Origin of the sequence: Shewanella sp. SG41-4 (genome assembly GCF_014164505.1) — a bacterium.
Taxonomy (GTDB): domain Bacteria; phylum Pseudomonadota; class Gammaproteobacteria; order Enterobacterales; family Shewanellaceae; genus Shewanella.
Genome location: NZ_JACJFI010000054.1, coordinates 1 through 19740, shown reverse-complemented (window position 1 = coordinate 19740; position 19740 = coordinate 1). Strand labels below are relative to the sequence as shown.

The window sequence follows — 19740 nt, the reverse complement described above, 5'->3', positions numbered from 1 at the left end:
CGTTAGCCCCATTTCTTGGTAAGCATGGCTATATTCTTCAACCTGTAAACAGAGAAACGCAATCCCCAAAATTACCGTTAACGCTAACCAGATTATCAAGGGCTTACGATTAGCTTTTTCAAGGTTGGTATGAGCAAAGTGCAAAGTAATTGACGAGGTTAGCAATATAATGGTGTTAATTAATGGCAATCCCGTCCATGGCATAGCTTCAGTTGCAGTGCCATCAGGTGTTTTAACCAATGGCCACATAGCTTCAAATGCAGGCCATAACACTTCATGGGTCATGGCATTGTTAGATGCGCCACCAAGCCAAGGTACTGAAATCATGCGGGCATAAAATAGCGCGCCGAAAAATGCCCCAAAAAACATAATCTCTGAAAAAATAAACCAACTCATTCCCTGTCTAAATGAACGATCCATTTGCGGTGAATACAGTCCAGCCATTGATTCATCAATAACGGTCTTAAACCAACCAAAAATCATAAAGATAATCACGGCCAAGCCAGTTATTAAAATGTAACCGCCAGAGGTTTTCTCAGTGGTTAATTGTTGTACATAATTACCCGCGCCAAACGCAATTAAAAATAAACCGATAGCACCGATTATTGGCCAAGCACTTTGGGCTGGCACATAATAAGTTTGATACTTTGTTGTCATTTTGATGCTCCTTGCTCTATGACTATCGCCTGTCTATCGGTGATGTCGTAAAGGGTATAAGAGAGAGTCAATGTGTTAATGGACGCTGGTAAATCAGGGTCCACGTAAAAAATCAGTGGTAGTTCTGCTGTTGCTGCTGCAGCCAAAGGTTGTTGATTAAAGCAAAAACATTCCGTTTTATTAAAGTATGCCGCACCTTGGCCTGGTGATACCGAAGGGATTGCTTGGCCTACAGTGTCACGTGTCGATAGGTTTTTAACCAAAAATTGTGCGTGAGTGAGCTCCCCAGGATGCACGCTTATTTGGTTAACTTTAGGGCTAAATTCCCATGGCATACCTGACTGAACTTGAGTCACAAATTCAATGGTTACGGTTCGATTTTTATCAACCACCACAGCTTCATAACTACTGGCGCTATTTTGGGTTTTGCCATTAATCCCCAATGTATCGCAGAGCACGTCATAAAGCGGTACCAGCGCAAAACCAAACCCAAACATACCAATTGACCCGGCAATCAGGATGATTAATAGCTTACGATTTGATTTTGTTGGCTGTGTCATCTCATTTAATCTCCGGTGGAGTGGTAAACGAGTGATATGGCGCAGGGCTGGCAATCGACCATTCCAAGCCTTCGGCAGCTTCCCAAGGATTATCTCCAGCGGGTTTGCCACCCTTGATACATTTAAGTACCACCGCCAAGAAAATAAGCTGAGATAAACCAAATGCGAATCCACCAATCGACACAATTTGATTCACATCAGCAAACTGAACCGCGTAGTCGGGGATCCTACGTGGCATACCCGCTAAACCTAGAAAGTGCATCGGGAAAAACAACACGTTGACGGATATTACCGAACACCAAAAGTGCCACTTGCCTAAGGTCTCGTTATACATATGGCCGGTCCATTTAGGCAGCCAATAATAAGCCGCAGCCATAATGGAGAATATCGCTCCAGTCACCAGTACATAATGGAAGTGCGCTACGACAAAGTATGTGTCATGGTATTGGAAGTCCGCAGGGGTAATTGCCAGCATCAAACCCGAAAAGCCACCAATGGTGAACAGGATGATAAATGCCACTGCAAATAGCATTGGGGTTTCAAATGTCATAGAACCGCGCCACATGGTTGCGACCCAATTAAACACTTTCACCCCGGTTGGAATGGCAATCAACATGGTGCAATACATGAAGAACAATTCGGCAAAAACAGGCATACCAGTGGTAAACATGTGATGTGCCCATACCAAAAATGACAGAATGGCAATACTGGCAGTGGCGTAAACCATTGAGGAATAACCAAACAGCTTTTTACGGCTAAAGGTTGGTACTATCGCGGAGATAATACCGAATGACGGTAAAATCATGATGTAAACTTCGGGGTGACCGAAGAACCAGAAAATATGCTGGAACATCACTGGATCACCGCCACCGGCAGCATCAAAAAAGCTAGTACCAAAAAACTTATCGGTTAATACCATGGTGACCGCACCTGCGAGCACTGGCATTACCGCAATCAGTAAAAATGCGGTAATAAGCCAGGTCCACACAAATAAAGGTAACTTCATCCATGTCATGCCAGGAGCTCGCAAGTTTACAATGGTTACAATGACGTTAATTGCGCCCATTATCGAACTTATTCCCATTATGTGAATGGAGAAAACAAATAGGGCGGTACTGTCAGGGCTATAGGTGGTTGAGAGCGGGGCATAGAATGTCCAACCAAAGTTAGGACCGCCGCCTTCCATAAATAGCGAACCTAATAACATGGCAAAGGCGAAGGGTAAAATCCAAAAGCTCCAGTTGTTCATTCGCGGTAGTGCCATATCTGGCGCACCAATCATCATTGGAATTAACCAGTTAGCTAATCCGGTAAAAGCGGGCATCACCGCCCCAAACACCATGATGAGACCATGAACTGTGGTCATCTGATTAAAAAAGTTAGGCTCTACTAGCTGTAATCCAGGCTGAAACAATTCAGCTCGAATCACCATTGCCATCGCACCGCCAGTGAGAAACATAATGAAACTAAACCATAAATAAAGGGATCCGATATCTTTATGGTTAGTGGTGAGTAGCCAGCGCATTAGCCCCTTCGGAGCACCGTGATGATGATCATCATGAGCGGTAGCCAGTGTATCGTGCGTTGTTGTGCTCATTTTTTTCCCCTACTGTCCATGGCTAGCGACATCGGCAGGTTGCACCGCCTCGCCAGAATTATTGCCCCACGCATTGCGCTCATAAGTAATCACTGCTGCCATTTTTTGAGGGCTAAGTTGACTACTAAAAGCCTGCATTGCGGTTCCTGGTTTACCGTGCATAACGATTTCGATATGTCCGCTAACCGGTCCAGTAACAACAGGGCTGCCAATAAGTGAAGGGAAAGCGCCTGGTAAACCTGCGCCAGTGGCTTGGTGACATGCAGCACAAGTTGTGGCATAAACCTGCTCCCCTTCGGCAATTAATTGCTCCAAGGTCAAATTGGGCAGATCCTCTGGTACAACAGTTTCTGCTACGGCTTCGACAACTTGATTGGCTTTGTCGGTAACCGCATTGGTAATGTCAGTTGCCGTGGCCGCAATAGTGCTTGCGACATCGGTTACAGCCTTACCTGATTCGGTAGTTGCCTCGTTACTTCCTAAAAAGTTGCCTATATCAGAAGCTTGTACAACATCACCACCATTATTACCCCAAGCATTACGCTCGAAGGTAATGACTGCGGCAATCTCTTGAGCGCTAAGTTGCTTTGCAAAGGCTTGCATTGCGGTACCTGGTTTACCGTTTAAGACGATATTCAGGTGACCTTCAACAGGGCCTTTTATGATAGGACTGCCAATCAATGATGGGAATACACCAGGAAGACCCGCGCCATTTGGTTGATGACAAGCAGCGCACCTAGCAATATAGATTTGCTCACCTTGTGAGGTTAGCTCCTCAATAGACAAGGTTTGAGACATTGACGCCTCAGCAGCTGCGGCCGCATTGCTTGCTAGTTGTTTTTGTTCCACTAACCAATTATCAAAATCTGCTTCCGATAATGCTTGCACCACAATCGGCATGAAGCCATGGTCTTTACCACATAATTCGGCACATTGGCCGCGATAAATACCGGGTTTATCAATGCGGGTCCACGATTCGTTAATAAATCCAGGGTTGGCATCTTTTTTAACGGCAAACGCGGGCACCCACCATGAATGGATAACATCATCAGATGTCATTAAGAAGCGCACTTTTTGGTTAATAGGCAACACTAATGGCTTATCAACTTCAAGGAGGTAATGTTCTCCTTTGGCCTCACTGCCATCAATTTGCGCTCTGGGAGTGGATAATGTGCTGTAAAATTCGATGTCTTTATCAAAATAGCTGTAATGCCATTTCCACTGCGACCCAGTAATTTTTATGGTGAGATTCGCATCGCTAGGATCTTCCATAGCAATCAAGGTTTTGGTGGCTGGAATAGCCATGCCTATTAAGATGATGAAAGGGATGACGGTCCAAGCAATTTCCACTTTGGTACTTTCGTGAAAATTGGCCGCGACTGCGCCTTTTGATTTGCGGTGATAAATCATTGAATAAATCATGATCCCAAACACCACTAACCCAATCGCACAACAGATATAAAGAATCGTCATATGGAGGTCATAAACCTTGCCACTGATATCTGTCACGCCTTGAGTCATGTTGAGGGGCATTTCTGTTGCCCCAAGCGGAAGTGCTACAAACACAACCAGTAAACAATACAACCATTGCTTCACAAGACTACTCCTCTGCTAATTGCAAATAGCAACTACAAAGAAGAGTCACACAGTAATTCTCTGCTCTATGCAAACTCTTCGGTTCCCGAAAAAAGTTTGATGACTTCAAAGTACTTTGGTGGCTGTAAACAGACGGTCTACGGTTTTATTGTTAGCTGTGCACCACGCTTGTACCTACGACTGAACTTATCAATTTTGATTTGGCTCATTTGTCTGATAGTAATCTTGATTACTATCATTCACGTCCAATTAAAGATAAAAAATGTTTCATCCTTGTTAACCACATTACTTGTAGATTAAACATTGATCAAGATCACTTTGTTGGCTAATAGGCTGAAAAAAGGTGAAAAAAAACCCTGAATTCAATACAGGGCTTGGTAATTAAGGGTTCGTGCTTAGTGAAATGAACAAAAATTACTTTTTCCATTTGCTAAAGTAGGGCTAACAAGTTGATGTTTTGGGGGTAAGTGAGCATTCACATCTTCAATTATCACACCTAATGCACGTGCACTTTTGGCGACAATTTCTAAACGACGGCTATCACGAGCATCAAGTGAGCTTGTCCAAGTTACTACAGCACTAGAAGTGCCGCTCGTGAGTGCTTTTTCCATTGCCCATAATGTTTCGACTTCATCTTTGGTGTGCACCAGTAAAATACGATCCATTCGTACTCCAGCACTTGCCAGCATATGTTTATAACCAATGTGCGGTGGACTAATTAATACAATCCATCTGCCTTGCTGGCTCAATGTTGCCAACTGGCTGCATAATTGACTTAGTTCAGCTTCACCTTGGGTGACAGTTTGTAATGTTTGAATGGTTTGGGTGCCATGCAGTTCTGTTTCAGATAAATCTACCCATAAGCCTGGGTGGCGTGGGGCGATGCCCATTAGTTTGTTCATAACCAATCTCCATTACGGATAACGCCAACGGCAAGCCCTTCGATGGTTAGGCTTTGGCAACTTAAATCTACTTTTATCGGTTTGTAATCTTCATTTTCGGCATGCAGATAGATCACATTACCTTTTTGTTCAAACCGTTTTACGGTGACGTCATCATCTACACGGGCCACTACAACTTGACCATTACGTGCTTGCTGCATTTTATGTACTGCGAGTAAGTCGCCTTCTAAAATACCAATGTTTTTCATGCTGTCACCACGCACTCGCAGTAGAAAATCTGCGGCTGGCTTAAACATGGTTGGATCGACTTGATAGTATTGTTCTACATGCTCCTGGGCCAAAATAGGCTCACCAGCAGCAACTTGTCCAATAAGTGGCAGACCGGTTTCAACCTGTTCTTCATGAGGCAAACGAATGCCTCTTGAGGTACCAGGCATGATCTCGATAAAGCCTTTTTTGGCTAATGCTTTTAAATGCTCTTCGGCGGCATTAGCACTTTTAAAGCCAAGACGATTCGCAATTTCAGCACGAGTGGGTGGCATACCTGTTTCGGCGATATTGTTTTTAATTAAGTCTAATATTTCTGCTTGGCGCGGCGTTAACGGTCTCATGATGATTCCTGTCTTTTTATACAGTGACTGTCATTATATACAGTGTTTGTGTTCGCGCAAGTATTAACCAACTATTTTTTGTTTTTTGTTGATTAAGCATCACTCAACAATATGTTTTAATTAACTATTACTAATATTCTGTCTTATGTTATTTCTGATAGTGAGAGCTTAAGCGTAAAGATAAATCGGTCTGATAGTGTAAGCAGGGTTGTTTCTGGTATCCTATACATCAATATTACAGTGGCTTATGTTGCGAAAATAACCATGTCAAAACCAGATTCAATATTTTTACGAACATTAAGATGGATTCAAAAGTGGATGGTACAGACTATTGTGGTACCTCACGATCCTTTTGATGACCTCAATATAGATCCAACTAAACCTTTGGTTTATTTAATGAAAACGGAATCTATTAGTGATATTGCCGCGTTGAGCGAAATCACCGAGGGCTTTGGTCTGCCTAGTCCTTATGAACCATTACAGCTTGATGGCTTAACAGTGCCTCGTGTGGTCTGTTTAGAGGGCCGCAAACCACTATTTGGTAAGCGTGAAAGTGGTGACAAATTCCTCAATTATTTTACCAGTTTATTGTCACTTCATAGTGAGAGTCTTGAATTAGATATACAGTTGGTTCCTGTTTGCCTTTATTGGGGGCGTACTCCTGGTAAAGAAGAAGACAGCATGAAAGCCGCTGTATTCGAACGTGAAAATCCAACGTGGTTACGTAAATGGCTAATGATTTTATTCTTAGGACGCCATAATTTCGTTCAATTCTCTAATGCACTATCACTTCGTCATATGGCTGATGAACATGGTACTGACAAAAGGATTGCTCACAAATTAACCCGAGTCGCCCGTGTGCATTTCCGCCGTCAACGCAAAGTGATGACGGGACCACAATTACCTAATCGACAAGCATTATTTGCCTCTTTATTAAAGTCAGATTCAATCAAAAAAGCCATTGAAGAAGAATCTGCCAATAAGAAGGTAACGGTCGAGAAAGCGCGTGAAACTGCCATTGAATACCTTGATGAAATTGCCGCAGATTATTCTGATAGTTTGGTGCGAATTGCCGAGCGTTTTCTTACTTGGTTATGGAACAAATTATACAGTGGTATCAATATCAAAGGTGCCGAGCAAGTAAGGCAGTTACATCATGATGGCCATGAAATTGTTTACGTTCCTTGTCATCGAAGTCATATGGATTACTTGCTACTGTCTTATATTTTGTATTATCAGGGCATGGTTCCGCCGCACATAGCTGCCGGTATTAACCTTAATTTTTGGCCAGCAGGGCCGATGTTCCGCCGTGGTGGTGCATTCTTTATTCGTCGTAGTTTTAATGGCAATAAGCTTTATACCGCAGTATTTCGTGAATATTTAGATCAGTTATTTGCTAAGGGTTATGCGGTCGAGTATTTCACCGAAGGTGGTCGTTCGCGTACAGGACGTTTGTTAGCGCCTAAAACCGGTATGTTGGCTATGACAATTAATAGCGTGTTACGCGGAATAGAGCGCCCAGTGACTTTAGTACCTGTGTATTTAGGTTATGACCATGTGATGGAAGTCGCGACGTATCACAAAGAATTAAGCGGCAAGAAAAAGAAAAAAGAATCTGTTTGGCAGGTATTTGGTGCTATTCGTAAGTTAGGCAATTTTGGCCAAGGCTATGTGAATTTTGGTGAGCCGATTAATGTACAACAATTCTTAAATCAGCAGGCGCCTGAATGGCGTGATGAGCTTGCTAAAGATCCTGATCAAAAACCGTCTTGGTTTACACCTTCGGTTAATTTACTAGCTAACCGCGTAATGACTAATATCAATGGAGCTGCCGCAGCCAGTTCAGTAACATTGACCAGTTTAGTACTATTAGCATCAGAGCAAAATGCGTTAGAAAGAAGCCAGTTAGAACGTCAGCTTGATTTGTATTTAGCATTACTTAAAGCAGTTCCTTATACCGATTACGCCTCAGTGGCAGAAGGCAATGGCAAGTCAATTATTGATCATTGTTTGTCGTTAAATAAGTTTGTTAGCACTAAAGACCTTATTGGTGAAATTATTTCTGTTGATGAAAAAATTGCCATTACCATGAGTTATTACCGTAATAATATTATTCATTTAATGGTCCTGCCATCATTGGTTGCCAGTTGTTTGGTGCATTATGATGCGTGCGATCGTCAGCGAATTCATGCCATTGTAATGGACTTTTATCCATTACTTAAAGCTGAACTCTTCATGGGTATTGATGATGTGCCTAAACATGTGGATAGCATTTTAGATTTTATGGTTGAACAAGGTTTGTTGACTGGAAGTGACGAATTTGAGATCTCGCCTCGTCACATTACCCAAATATTATTATTAGCTGAAACCATCAGTGAAACGTTGCAACGTTATGCGATTATTTTCAATTTACTAGCAATAAAACCTGATCTTGAACGTTCAGAACTGGAACGAGATAGCCATTTGTTAGCGCAGCGATTAGGTGCACTGCACGGTATTACCGCACCAGAGTTTTATGATAAAAAATTATATAACACCTTGAGTGTGAAACTGAAAGCCTTGGGTTATCTCTGTAGCGACGAACATCGTTCAGAAGTAATCAGAATTCGCGATCATGCCAATAAGTTACTCAGTTCTTTAGTAAGACAAACCATTGTTGATAGTGTGGAAGCGGAGCATGGACAATAATGGCGAATCATATGAATGCTGCCAAGCATCGTACCCGCGGTAAATCTGTATTGGGTGGGGCAATGATCATTGCCGGAACCACGGTCGGTGCCGGCATGTTTTCGTTACCCGTTGTTGGGGCTGGAATGTGGTTTGGTTATTCTATCGCGATGTTACTCGGCGTTTGGTTTTGCATGCTAATGTCGGGTTTATTGTTATTAGAAGCCAATTTGCATTTTGAACCTGGAGACAGTTTCGACACCTTAACTAAGGTAACTCTTGGGCAGTTCTGGCGGGTGATTAATGGTGTTTCTATTGCATTCGTTTTATATATTTTAACTTACGCTTATATCAGTGGTGGTGGTTCGATTGTGAATCACAGTTTATCAGCATTGGGTGTGAGCCTTCCTCAGAGTGTGGCCGGATTGGTGTTTGCTGTGGTCTTGGCTCTGGTGGTGTTTATTAGTACTAAGGCGGTTGATCGCATCACCACAATTATGCTTGGCGGCATGGTGATTACTTTCTTTTTGGCTATCGGTAACTTACTAATCGATATCGATACCATAAAGCTAGTGTCGCCTGATGGTGAGCCGCGTTACCTGCCTTATTTACTTGCCGCTATCCCTTTTGGATTGGCCAGTTTTGGCTATCACGGTAATGTGCCAAGTTTAGTCAAATATTACGGTAAAGATGCCAAAACCATCGTTAAAGCGATTATTACTGGAACCACTATCGCATTAGTTATTTATATATGTTGGTTAGTGGCGACGATGGGTAATATTCAACGAAGCCAGTTTGCCGATATTATTGCTCAAGGTGGCAATATTGGTGTGTTAGTGGGTGCGTTGTCTGGGGTCATTGCCAGCCAATGGCTGGATAACATGCTAACGCTATTTGCTAATCTTGCCGTTGCATCATCATTTTTGGGTGTGACGCTAGGCTTGTTTGATTACCTTGCTGATTTATTTGGGTTTGATGACTCGCGCTCAGGACGAATTAAAACGGCAGCAGTAACGTTTGTGCCGCCGACGATACTTGGTTTGTTATTCCCGAATGGATTTATTTTAGCAATTGGTTTTGCTGCCCTTGCTGCCACTATTTGGGCTGTTATTGTGCCAGCATTATTAGCATACAAAGTAAGACAGCAATATCCCGATTCAAAGGGGTTTAAAGTACCTGGCGGAACTCCGTTGATTGTTATTGTGGTGTTGTTTGGGGTTACCACAGCAGCGTGTCATTTACTGGCCATGGCCGATATATTGCCGGTGTTTAAATAGACGCAACAAATTCCAGTGAAACTACTTTTAGCCAAAAAGCCTTCGTTTGAAGGCTTTTTGCTTTTCTGCTGATATCGACTTAACTTATGGGACAAGTTTCATGTTGGCTATATCAAAGCAACTATTTTTATAAAGGATTAGGATAATGAAGGTACAACAGTATCAACAAGGACAGCCTTGCTGGATTGAATTAGCAACTCATGATTGGGCGGCCGGTAAAGCATTTTATCAGGCGTTGTTTGGTTGGGGAGCCGATGATATGCCCATGCCAGAAGGGCATTATACTATGCTGCAAATCGATGGTGATGATATTGCGGCAATGTACCCAATGCCGGCAGAAATGGAGGCATTACCGACTCATTGGACAATTTATTTTGCGGTCGATGATGTTGATGCTACCTCTAAGGCTGTGACTCAAGCTGGAGGTGAGATTATTGCAGGGCCTCATTCTGTCGGAGATGCTGGCCGAATGGCGCTATGTAAAGATCCAGAAGGCTGTCGTTTTGCATTGTGGCAAGGCCAAGACCATATTGGCATTAAGCGATCACAAGAATCAAATACCCTGTGTTGGGTTGAGCTTGCTTGTCGTGATACCGCTGCGGCGAAACAGTTTTATAGCCGAGTATTAGGTTACCAAACTCAGCTTAATGATGTGGCTGATTTTGAATACACCGAATGGTATGCGGGGGAACAAGCCATTGGTGGATTGATGGCAATGACTGCAGAATGGGGCGATACTCCTGCTCATTGGATGAGCTATTTTGCCGTTGATGACTGTGATTTATCAGTGACTAAAGCACAAACCTTGGGGGCTACAGTTTGTGTGCCTGCAACTGATATTCCTAACGTAGGCCGTTTTTCTGTACTCAATGATCCACAAGGTGGGGTGTTTTCAATTATTGCGTTATTTACTGCAGAATAAATAGATCTGAACATTATGTTTTTACATAATGAATTATGATTATTTATATTTGCAGTGTTGCTGATTGAAGCTAGAGTATCGTTTAATGTAGAGTGACGATTTAAGATAGAATGCCGATTGAACCTTGATTATTAAGTGATGTCAGAGTGAGTTGTTAGTAAGATGTTATTATTAGTTGTTGGTAATAGTTAGTGTATTTAAACAAGGATGAGTGAATGACATCGGAAAACACCCAGATCACAATAGCCAGTATTCATCGCAGTATGCTGTTGGTGGCGCTGATCGATTTTCCTGGCACGATATTATTTGGCCTTGGGCTCTACGGTATCTTTGTGGGGTTTGACCAAGATTTCTTGCCTATGTTAGCCAACCCTTTGATCATTATTATTATGTTGGCTATCGGTGCGATTATTATGCTATGGGGGATTATCCGTATGATGATGCTTGCGCGTCAAAAGCAAGGAATATTACAACAATGATAAAATGGATAATTCAATTAAGCTTGTTATCTTGCTTAGTGATGTTAACTGCATGCCGTGGTACCGATATCGTCAATATTGGTAATAGTGGCAATGCAGATGACAATAAAAATGACACAGATTACATGATACTGAATGTCCCTAGGGCTATTTTAGCTAGCGACCCATGTAAGTATGGTCACCCTGATGATATTGCGGCTTGCCGTAAAAAGAAACAAGATGAAGCCGACCAACTTAATGAGTCACTTAAGCGTAAATAACGCTGTGATTAGCACATAAAAAATCCCAAGCGATTAATCGTTTGGGATTTTTATTGATAGGGGTAAAAGTAATAACCTGAACTCGGGTTAAATAGAGTTATGTGAATTATTGCTTAGGCAACTTGCGGCCATATATCAGCAAGTAAATTGCTGGGATAACAAATAGCGACAGTAGCGGCGCAGTGACCATGCCGCCGACCATAGGCGCAGCAATTTTTTGCATCACTTCATTACCCGTACCGCTGCCCCACATGATCGGCAGTAACCCAAAAAAGATAGTTGCGACGGTCATGGCTTTAGGGCGAATTCGCATCACTGCACCTTCAATTAATGCAGCCGTTAAATCCGCTTTGCTGTGGTAGTTGTCGGCTTCTTTATAGGCCTTAATACTATTATTAAGGTACACCTGCATCACCACGCCAAACTCAGCGGCGACCCCAGCTAAGGCAATCATGCCGACAGATACAGCAACTGAAAAATTAAAATCCAGCCCATACAATAGCCATGCACTACCCACCAATGAAAAAGGTAAACTTAACATGATCACCGATGCTTGTATTACTGAGTTGAACGTCATCATCAGCAACATAAAAATCACCGCGATCATTAATGGGATCACCATTTTCATTTTGGCATCTACGCGTTGCATGTACTCGTATTGTCCAGCAAAGCTATAGTTGTAGCGTGGAGGAAGGGTAATTTGTTGTTTAAGTGCCTTTTCTGCTGCAACGATATATTCACCGATAGAAATGTCTTTCAGATCGACAAACACCCACGAGATAAGGCGACCGTTTTCACTGGCTAGCATAGGCGCACCATCGGTAATTTTCAGCTCGGCTAAATAACTTAACGGTAAGTACTTACCCGTTTTAGTCAGAACGGGTAAATTTCTGAGCTTCTCGATGTTGTCTCGTAGCTCTCGTGGATAACGGATATTGATTGGATAGCGTTCTTGACCTTGTATTGATTCACCTATTGTCATGCCACCAATGGCAATCTTTACCACATCTTGGATGTCTTTTAAGGTCATGCCATAACGTGCGGCATTTTTAAGGTCTGGTGTGATGTCAATATAGCGGCCGCCGCTACTACGCTGTGAAAATGCCGACTCAGTTCCCGGTAATTGATTTACTACCGCTTCTATTTCTGCACCAATACGTTGTAGTTCTTCAACATTTGCGCCCGATATTTTAATGCCGACAGGTGTTCTCACGCCGGTAGATAGCATATCGATACGGGTTTTAATCGGTTGCACCCAAGCATTGGTCATCCCTGGAATACGCACGGTTTTTTGCAGTTCTGCAATAATGCTCTCTAAGGTTACGCCTTCACGCCATTCGCCAGGCGGTTTGAGCATGATGGTGGTTTCTAGCATTGTTAGTGGCGCAGGGTCTGTTGCTGTCATGGCTCGGCCCACTTTGCCAAACACGCGTTTAACTTCGGGTACTGTTTTTATCAGCCGGTCTGTTTGCTGCAATATTTCTGCTGCTTTGCCTGCACTTACACTGGGTAACGTGGTGGGCATATAAAGTAGGTCACCTTCTTCTAAGGTGGGCATAAACTCTGAACCCATTTGGCTTAATGGGTAGTAAGCACTGAATAGCACAATAATGGCTAATCCGATGGTGATTTTAGGAAAATGCAGTACCCATTTTAATAATGGTTGATATATGGCAATTAATACTCGGCTAATGGGGTTCTTACGCTCATCAGGGATTTTTCCGCGGACAAAATAACCCATTAGCACCGGAATTAAGGTGATTGCTAAAATGGCCGATGCCGCCATAGCGAAGGTTTTGGTAAAGGCTAGTGGGTGAAATAAACGTCCTTCTTGCGCTTCAAGGGCAAATACCGGTGTAAAGCTTAGGGTGATAATCAATAAGCTGAAAAATAATGCAGGGCCGACCTCAATTGAAGCTTCTTTGACGAGTTGCCAATGGTCATCTCCTTCTGGAGCTTTACCGTGTTTTTGGCGATAATGTTCCAAATGCTTATGGGTATTTTCGACCATCACAATTGACGCATCAACTACCGCTCCTATGGCAATGGCAATACCGCCTAAGCTCATAATATTGGCATTGACACCAATGATGTTCATGGCGATAAAGCTGACTAAAATCGAAATTGGTAAGGTGATTATCGCGACTAACGTTGAGCGTGCATGCAGTAAAAATAGTAGGCAAATAAGTCCGACAACCAGCATTTCCTCTAGCACTTTATGCTTAAGGTTATTGACTGAGCGTAAGATTAACTCTGAGCGATCATAAGTGGTGACTAATTCAACTCCATCAGGCAATCCATTACTGATCTCCTTGAGTTTTTGCTTAACATTATTAATGGTTTCAAGAGCATTTTCACCATAGCGCATCACCACAATACCGCCGACAACTTCGCCTTTACCATCGAGTTCGGCAATACCACGACGCGCCGCTGGGCCGGTTCGTAGTTGGGCAACGTCTTTCATTAATACTGGTGTGCCAGTTTCAGATAAAATGCCCAGTGGAATTTCTGCAAAGTCGGCAATGGTTTGGCGATAACCACTTGAAGTGATCATGTATTCTGCTTCGGCCATTTCAATCACCGAGCCGCCTGTCGAGCTATTGGAATTATCTAAGGCGTTTTTAATGGTCATTAAGTCGATTTTATACAGTGCTAGCTTATGTGGGTCGACGACCACTTGATATGTTTGTTCCATCCCGCCAACAGTGGCAACTTCTGATACCCCTGCAACACTTTGTAATTCAAGTTTTAAAAACCAATCCTGTAATGAACGCAGTTGGGCTAAATCATACTGTCCATTGCGATCGACTAAGGCATATTGGAAAATCCAACCCACTCCCGATGCATCAGGACCAATACTGGGCGTGACACCGTCAGGCAGTTGATCTTGGGTTTGCGATAAATATTCAAGCACCCGTGAACGCGCCCAATAGATATCAGTGCCATCTTCAAAAATGACATACACAAACGAGTCACCAAACATTGAAAAGCCACGTACTGTTTTGGCCCCCGGCACGGCAAGCATGGCCGATGACAATGGATAGGTGATTTGGTCTTCAACTAATTGCGGTGCCTGGCCTGGGTAAGAGGTTTTTACAATAACTTGCACGTCTGATAAATCAGGTAACGCATCCAGTGGAGTCATGCGCATGGCTTGATAACCCACTAACGCGATAACGGCCGTGAGTATCAACACCATAACGCGTTGCTTTATTGAAGCACTGATAATTTTTGCTAACATTGTCGTGCTCCTTAGTGCTGGTGAGCATTGGTAGTGGTTGATTCTTTGGTCGTTGGCGCATTACTTAAACGCTGTAAACTGCCTTGAATACTGGCTTCGGAGTCCAATAAGAACTGCCCTGAAATAACCACTTTGTCATGTTCATTCAAGCCCTCTAAAATTTCGGCTCTACCGTCTGCCATCATACCAATTTTGACTGGCACGGAAGCAAAGCTGGTATCACTGCGTTGCACCACCACGCGGTTTTCACGTCCGGTAAGGATTAGTGCTTCAGTTGGTACCGTGAGCACATTATTCTTAGGCAGGCCAAATAAGGTCACATCAACTAAACTGCCTGGTCTGAGTTTGTCGTTATGATTGTTAAGCTTGATCCGCACCCGCATCGCTCGGGTGACAGGGTCTAATTCTGGGTAGATATAGTCAATTGTCGAGTCAATATCAAACAGCCCTTGTGCTGCCGCGCTAACACTGACTTTACGGCCTTGTTGTAGCCAGCTTTGTTCATTTTCAAATACATCAGCAATGACCCATACACTGTCTAAATTAACGATTTCAAACAAGGTATCTCCGGGCTGAATATACATACCATGGCGAACGGTTAGCTTACTGATAAAGCCATCTTGCGGGGCATAAAAAGGCACTTTAAAAATGGTGTCACCGGTTTTTTCTAAGCGATCAATTATCGAGGTATCGACGCCAAGCAGTTCTAAGCGTTTACGTGCTTTAAGCAATAAACTGCTACCTCGTTTTTTATCTTGCAAAAGGTAGTCTTGAGCTTGGGAATAGTCGTCTTGGGCATTGACGAGTTCGGGCGAGTAAAGCTCATATAAAAGTTGGCCCTTTTTTATCTGTTGTCCCACGTTATGTACTGTGAGTGTTTCTATCCATCCGGTTGCGCGTGTATGCACATGGCCAATCGCATTTTCATTATATTGCACTGTGCCTATGGTATTCACTTGGCGCGATAAACTGGTTTTTTCAACTACATGGCTTCGCATACCCAAAGCTTGTTGCATCCCGCCTGAAACACCGACAACAATTTCTTGGCTTGCATCGGTAACGGTGACTTTCTCAAGGTTCATCCCGCAAATCGGGCAGGTACCAGGAGCATCGGACACTACATGTGGATGCATCGGACAGACATATTTTACATTGGTGCTATCGCTCTGATTTGCTGTCGGCACTAATGTAGGTTTAGGTTGGCTAAATACCTTATCTGCTTGGCTTTGTTTTACAGGAGTCGCACTTTGCATGTTTGCCATTGGATCTTGAGAGTCGTCAACGCTGGACTCCTCTTTGACGACGAGAAACATATTACAGATGGGACAGGTTCCCTCTTTATCACTGATCACTTCAGGGTGCATCGGGCAAGTATAGGTTTTACTGGCTTGTGACTGATGCTGGGCATGATCGTGCTCTGCGCCATAAGCGACAGGTGATGTGAAAGCCGCGGGAATCATTACACCAACAAACGCGCCTAATAGCACACTAGAAAGTGGGAATTTTTTCATAACAACCTCGATATTCATCATGGCAATACTGACGATTGCCATGATGATAAACGCTAAAAACAATAATGTTGAATGTGCTCAACACACAAGAATGATCAATTAAACTTGTCTGCTAGGCTTGGTTCTTTTGGAATAGCGCCATGCATGTTAGTCATTGGATGTTGAGTGTCGCCAGCACTGGACTCTTGTTGCTCATCTTTGACGACGAGAAACATATTACAGACGGGACAGCGCCCCTCTTTATCGCTGATCACTTCAGGGTGCATCGGGCAGGTATAGGTTTTACTGGCTTGCGACTGATGCTGGGCATGATCGTGCTCTGCGCCATAAGCAACCGTTGATGTGAGAGCTGCGGGGATGATGACCCCAATGAATGCGCTTAATAGCACATTAAAAAATGGCAATTTTTTCATAATAACCTCGATATTCATCATGACAATACTGATAACCGGCATGATGATAAACGCTAAAAAACAATAGTATTGAATGTGCTTAACGCACAAGAATGATCAATTGAATTAAGCGATAGGAGGGCGGAACGCAGGAGGGAATGCGATTGACACATGGTTAACAACCATCGCAAGCGGTGCAGAGTAAACGGGAATATTGGTCGTTGCCAATGGAATATCAATTAGGTTGGCAGTAAACGAAATAGTCAAACAGTGGTTACAATCCAAGCTGCAAAATCCGGAACCATTACAACAGCTGGTTTGCGGTAATTTTGCGGCAATAGGTTCATCCATATCATTGACGATATTTTGCATATTATCGTGGCAATTCTTCATTGCCTTATGCGACATGGCTGATGTGGTGTTGGTAATTTTGTCGGTTTGAGCGGACATTGCTTGAGTCATTTCTGCATGAGCCATTGGCACCATCAAACTGTCATTAGTCAGCAACCCCTGTCCGACAAGTGCGAACAAAGTGATTACGATGATCCAATAGTTTGACTGCTTTGCTCTCATTTAGCCTTAACCAAGTCGTTTATTAGGGGTTAGCTTAACAGACCTTTACGTCAGTAAAAATCTTTCAAGTAATAACAGATTAAATTTATTAATCTGAAAATGATGATAACGCTTTTATGATCAGTATCGTGTGATACACATTCCATTTCATTAATTTAGGGTCAACTTACGTTTTAATCGCCATTATTTGCGCTTTAGTTTGAGCCGATACCTGTTGCGCTTAAGCATATCAATCACCCAAATTAATCCACTAAAGGTTAACCATAACGTGATAAACGCAAAAATCTTGGTAGGGATGTTATTAAAGCTGCCTTCACTGGTGTAATCCATAAAGTGCAGCATAAAAAATATATCGGCTAAACGTGTATGTTCATCACTGTGGCCGACGAGTCGACCCGACTGTGCTTCAATATAAACACTGGTGCCAATATTATCGGCGAAGTTTATCTGCCAAGTGTCATTGCGCTGTTTTGGAAAGTCGTCTAGCGGCGGAGTGAGTAAGAGAGTAGAACTTATTGCAGCCTCTCCAGAATAAGATGCTTTGGCCAACTGTTGTGCCATTGTGGTATCAATTATTACTTGGTTACCGTCATAAGCATCAACCAAGGTGTAGTCATTGTTAAGATGATTGTATAAGCCTTTTTCATGGGTTAATAGGTAGTAAGGTTTATCTAATAAAGTAATGATGTTAAGCGATACGCTAGGCTTAAAGGCGGCCAGAATAGTACTAGGTTCACGCAAACGATGAGTCTCTATTGCCACCTTCGCGTGAGTATCATTAAGATGAGTAAGCCCTTGAGCTTTATCGTGATCCATAAGATTAAAATACAGCCCGCTAATTAACCATAGGAGTAACTGAATCCCTACAATGACTGATGCCCATTTATGCAGCTTTCTGACCCAAAACATTAGGCAGCCCCACTGTGTTTACGCTTGCTCAACATAGGCTTACGTTTGTTTTTAGTACGACGTAATACCCTGAAATACACTAATATTAACCCGCTAACGGTAGCTAAAGTTGAGAACAAAGCTATCCAGAATAATAATTGGTTATCGATTTCTTCAGCATCGCCATAATCCATCACATGAAAGCGAAACATCCAGTCGAATAAACGCCAAAATGCATGGCGCTTGCCTACTAATAATCCACTGTCAGCTGAGATATAAAGTGATGGTGCGGAAAAGTGATCGAAATTTATTCGCCACGCCGGTAAGTGACGAGCACTGAGTTCAAAAGGTGGGTTATCGGTCAGTAAACTCACCTTGGTAATGGGTTCATTACCAAGGTAATAATATTGCGCTAATGCTATGGCCGCCGTTTGATTCAGTGGCGATAAACGTTCACCTGTTTGCGCATTTAGCATTACTTGCTGAGTCGTTTTGTTGTTCTGAATAGAAAAGCGGTATACGTCTTGTTGCATCAGTTTACCGACGCTTATTTGCTCTGCTGTAGGGTACGTTTGTAACAGTTTTACCAATGAATACTGCATTTTATCGGGGTTGATTTTTGTTTGGGGGTTACTGATGAGCGAATCCCCATGAATGTAGTCAATATGCATAAACACCATATATGTTCCTGTCACTGACCAAATTACAAACTGTAGCCCGAGAAATAGCATCAGCCATTTATGGAGTGTTCTTGCTGCTTTATGCATTCAAATTAACCTTATTATTTTTATTATTGGTTTGTTTATAAAGTGTTATTACCATCTAACCAAGACTGAAGGCTAATACTCGAACTCAAATTCGGTGACCTCTAAGTTCACCTTTCTGCTTAATGTTATTCTTATTTATCGCTTTGTTAGCTTGATTCTGTAATCAGTCTTTATTTTGGTATGGTAAAAGCTAAAGTCGAGATCTAGCTCGCATTTTAGACATATTTTAGATAAACAATTGTCAAAATGGCGACTAAAATCAATTTTATAATTTCGAATAATCCTAAACTAGACTTATAAATATTAGAAATTCCTTTTTTGCTATTACGGAGATTGAACAATGAACTGGCGTGCACTATTTAAACCAAGCGCGAAGTACTCGATTATTGCCCTTATTGTGGTTGGTGTAATTGTGGGTGTCGTAGGCTATTTCGCAACACAACAAACTTTACATGCAACAAGTAGCGATGCTTTTTGTATGACGTGTCACCGTGACCATTCGTTAAGAGATGAGGTTATGGCGTCAGCTCATGGTGGTGGTAGAGCCGGTGTTACCGTGCAATGTCAAGATTGTCACTTACCACATGGTCCATTTGATTATTTAGTTAAGAAAATCATCGTTTCTAAAGATATTATTGGCTTGATGACCATTGATGGCTTTATGACGCAAGAATGGTTAGATGAAAACCGTAAAGAATAAGCGGACCTAGCCTTAAAATACTTCCGCAGTAATGATTCTGCTAACTGTCAGCATTGCCACACTCGTATTTATGAAGATCAGCCAGATACGATGAAGAAAATGGCCGTAAGAATGCACAGTATGAACTTTAAAAAAGCACC

General features: G+C 42.6%; 17 protein-coding genes and 1 pseudogene. 6 read left to right on the top strand and 12 right to left on the bottom strand.

Features of this window, described 5'->3' with window-relative positions:
• The 6 genes from H5202_RS07525 to lexA form a co-directional block, all read right to left on the bottom strand.
• Positions 1-657: cytochrome c oxidase subunit 3 (locus H5202_RS07525; RefSeq protein WP_182771537.1), on the bottom strand; the 657-nt coding region annotated here is incomplete at its 3' end.
• Positions 654-1217 carry a cytochrome c oxidase assembly protein gene (locus tag H5202_RS07520; RefSeq protein WP_011635746.1) on the bottom strand — a complete coding sequence of 188 codons (564 nt, stop codon included), beginning with the start codon at positions 1215-1217 and terminating at the stop codon, positions 654-656. The genes H5202_RS07520 and H5202_RS07525, both read right to left, overlap by 4 nt.
• A 1-nt stretch (position 1218) precedes the next feature.
• Positions 1219-2814, bottom strand: a complete 1596-nt coding sequence (gene ctaD, locus H5202_RS07515; protein ID WP_182771536.1) for a cytochrome c oxidase subunit I — start codon at positions 2812-2814, stop codon at positions 1219-1221.
• A 9-nt stretch (positions 2815-2823) separates the two neighbouring features.
• The gene (coxB, locus tag H5202_RS07510; RefSeq protein ID WP_182771535.1) at positions 2824-4410 is read right to left on the bottom strand and encodes a cytochrome c oxidase subunit II; all 1587 of its coding nucleotides are present in this window, start codon (positions 4408-4410) and stop codon (positions 2824-2826) included.
• A gap of 395 nt (positions 4411-4805) precedes the next feature.
• On the bottom strand, positions 4806-5312 hold the full coding sequence (locus H5202_RS07505) for a cell division inhibitor SulA (RefSeq protein WP_182771534.1): 507 nt from the start codon (positions 5310-5312) through the stop codon (positions 4806-4808).
• On the bottom strand, positions 5309-5923 hold the full coding sequence (gene lexA, locus H5202_RS07500) for a transcriptional repressor LexA (protein WP_182771533.1): 615 nt from the start codon (positions 5921-5923) through the stop codon (positions 5309-5311). Before lexA ends, H5202_RS07505 begins: the two co-directional genes overlap by 4 nt.
• A 264-nt stretch (positions 5924-6187) precedes the next feature.
• Here lexA and plsB point away from each other — a divergent pair, with 264 nt between their 5' ends.
• The 5 genes from plsB (at position 6188) to H5202_RS07475 (ending at position 11528) form a co-directional block, all read left to right on the top strand.
• A complete protein-coding gene (plsB, locus tag H5202_RS07495; RefSeq protein WP_182771532.1) occupies positions 6188-8611 on the top strand; it encodes a glycerol-3-phosphate 1-O-acyltransferase PlsB in 2424 nt (807 codons plus the stop codon).
• The gene (mtr, locus tag H5202_RS07490) at positions 8611-9867 is read left to right on the top strand and encodes a tryptophan permease (protein WP_182771531.1); all 1257 of its coding nucleotides are present in this window, start codon (positions 8611-8613) and stop codon (positions 9865-9867) included. Before plsB ends, mtr begins: the two co-directional genes overlap by 1 nt.
• A gap of 145 nt (positions 9868-10012) precedes the next feature.
• Positions 10013-10789 carry a VOC family protein gene (locus H5202_RS07485; protein WP_182771530.1) on the top strand — a complete coding sequence of 259 codons (777 nt, stop codon included), beginning with the start codon at positions 10013-10015 and terminating at the stop codon, positions 10787-10789.
• Between the two features lie 215 nt (positions 10790-11004).
• Positions 11005-11268 (top strand): hypothetical protein, encoded by a 264-nt coding sequence (locus H5202_RS07480; RefSeq protein ID WP_182771529.1) that lies wholly within the window; start codon positions 11005-11007, stop codon positions 11266-11268.
• Positions 11265-11528 carry a hypothetical protein gene (locus H5202_RS07475; protein WP_182771528.1) on the top strand — a complete coding sequence of 88 codons (264 nt, stop codon included), beginning with the start codon at positions 11265-11267 and terminating at the stop codon, positions 11526-11528. Before H5202_RS07480 ends, H5202_RS07475 begins: the two co-directional genes overlap by 4 nt.
• Positions 11529-11634: 106 nt before the next feature.
• Here the strand turns inward: H5202_RS07475 and H5202_RS07470 are convergent, their stop codons facing one another.
• The 6 genes from H5202_RS07470 to H5202_RS07445 all read right to left on the bottom strand — a co-directional run bounded on the left by H5202_RS07470 (position 11635) and on the right by H5202_RS07445 (position 18900).
• Positions 11635-14769, bottom strand: a complete 3135-nt coding sequence (locus H5202_RS07470; protein WP_182771527.1) for an efflux RND transporter permease subunit — start codon at positions 14767-14769, stop codon at positions 11635-11637.
• Positions 14770-14780: 11 nt separating this feature from the next.
• Entirely contained in the window at positions 14781-16280 is a 1500-nt protein-coding gene (locus tag H5202_RS07465; RefSeq protein WP_182771526.1) for an efflux RND transporter periplasmic adaptor subunit, read from the bottom strand.
• 95 nt (positions 16281-16375) lie between these two features.
• Complete coding sequence (locus H5202_RS07460; RefSeq protein ID WP_220493797.1) at positions 16376-16693, bottom strand: heavy metal-binding domain-containing protein; 318 nt, start codon at positions 16691-16693, stop codon at positions 16376-16378.
• A 105-nt stretch (positions 16694-16798) separates the two neighbouring features.
• The gene (locus tag H5202_RS07455) at positions 16799-17245 is read right to left on the bottom strand and encodes a CopL family metal-binding regulatory protein (protein ID WP_182771525.1); all 447 of its coding nucleotides are present in this window, start codon (positions 17243-17245) and stop codon (positions 16799-16801) included.
• A 183-nt stretch (positions 17246-17428) separates the two neighbouring features.
• Positions 17429-18154, bottom strand: coding sequence for a PepSY domain-containing protein (locus H5202_RS07450; RefSeq protein ID WP_182771524.1), 726 nt, complete (start codon positions 18152-18154; stop codon positions 17429-17431).
• Positions 18154-18900 carry a PepSY domain-containing protein gene (locus H5202_RS07445; RefSeq protein ID WP_182771523.1) on the bottom strand — a complete coding sequence of 249 codons (747 nt, stop codon included), beginning with the start codon at positions 18898-18900 and terminating at the stop codon, positions 18154-18156. The genes H5202_RS07450 and H5202_RS07445 overlap by 1 nt, the downstream gene beginning before the upstream one ends.
• A gap of 340 nt (positions 18901-19240) precedes the next feature.
• Between H5202_RS07445 and H5202_RS07440 the strand changes: the two are divergent.
• Positions 19241-19740, top strand: a pseudogene (locus H5202_RS07440) (NapC/NirT family cytochrome c); the annotation flags it as partial.